The 1,153-nt window shown below is 60.7% G+C and carries 1 protein-coding gene and 1 pseudogene; one reads left to right on the top strand and one right to left on the bottom strand.

Translation table 11 applies throughout. The annotated features are described in order from the left end of the window. Positions 1-255 (bottom strand): annotated as a pseudogene (locus AC1D1Z_RS37625) (adenylate/guanylate cyclase domain-containing protein); the annotation flags it as partial. Positions 256-434: 179 nt separating this feature from the next. On the opposite strand from AC1D1Z_RS37625, the gene AC1D1Z_RS37620 reads away from it, so the two are divergent. After that, on the top strand, positions 435-1,153 hold a 719-nt coding region (locus AC1D1Z_RS37620), incomplete at its 3' end, for a glycosyltransferase family protein (RefSeq protein ID WP_477853922.1).

Here is a 1,153-nt window from a genome sequence, read left to right as displayed (position 1 = left end):
ACGCATATAGATGGCGCGCAGTACCAGCGCGATATGGATGAGGACCGACGAATAGAAGATGGCGGTTCCCAAAGGATTGCGCCAGATCGCCAGGAAGAGATGGGCGGCTTTATCGGCGGCGGCGACGGAAATCAGGCCAATCGCGTGGTTCGACAAATGCAGCACGACGAAGATGAAAATGACGAGGCCGGAACCGAGCCTCGCCCTTCTAATCGTCCGTTCCGAAAAAATCCCTGTGGCCGAGACCGTCGTCATTCATTCCCGTTCTTGTCGATGTAACCGCACGCCCATAGAGATTGGGAAAGAGGCGGAATTGCTTCGATCGCGATCACATTCCATATGCTTATGCGCAAGTTTTCGGCAAAGGGACAATAGCGGAATTTTCCCGACAGGCGCGAAACTTGTAAACAGTGTGTCTTACCTGAGGTGTCCCAATGCGGGTGGCTTTCTACGCGCCGATGAAATCGCCGAACCATCCGGTGCCATCGGGCGACCGGCTGATGGCGCGGCTGCTGATCCGGGCGCTGGAGCTTGGCGGACATCAGGTCGACATCGCCTCCGAATTCCGCACCTATGCCTCGACACCGGAGGCGGCAGCCGCGCTCGAACCCGCCATCTCCGCCGAGCTGGAGCGGCTGCGGCTGACATGGAAATCTGGGCCGCGACCGGAACTCTGGTTCYGTTATCACCCCTATTACAAATCGCCCGATCCCTTCGGGCCGGCGATATCAGCCGAATTCGCGATTCCCTATGTCACCGCCGAAGCCTCCTACGCGGCAAAACGCGACCGAACCGGCTGGGCAGCATCACAGAAACGCGTGGGCGAGGCGATCATGCAGGCGGCGGTCAATATCAGCTTCACCGAGCGCGACCAGGCCGGGCTCACAGCCGCCTTTCCGCAGGCGCGGCTTGCCGGGCTGAAACCCTTCATCGACACGGCGCTGTTCGAGAGGGCGTCGCCGGCGCCCGATCCGCACCGGCTGATGACGGTTGCGATGATGCGGGCCGGCGACAAGATGGACAGTTATGCGATGCTCGCGAGAGCATTGCGGCTGATCGAAGAACGCCCGTGGACGCTTGCCGTCATCGGCGATGGTCCGATGCGCCAGGAGGTACAGGCGCTGTTTGCCGATTTTCCCGGCCGCATCGAATG

Source organism: Rhizobium sp. P1_E1, from assembly GCF_056406015.1.
The sequence above is the reverse complement of the archived record's forward strand: the minus strand, read 5'-3'. Positions and strand labels throughout refer to the sequence as shown.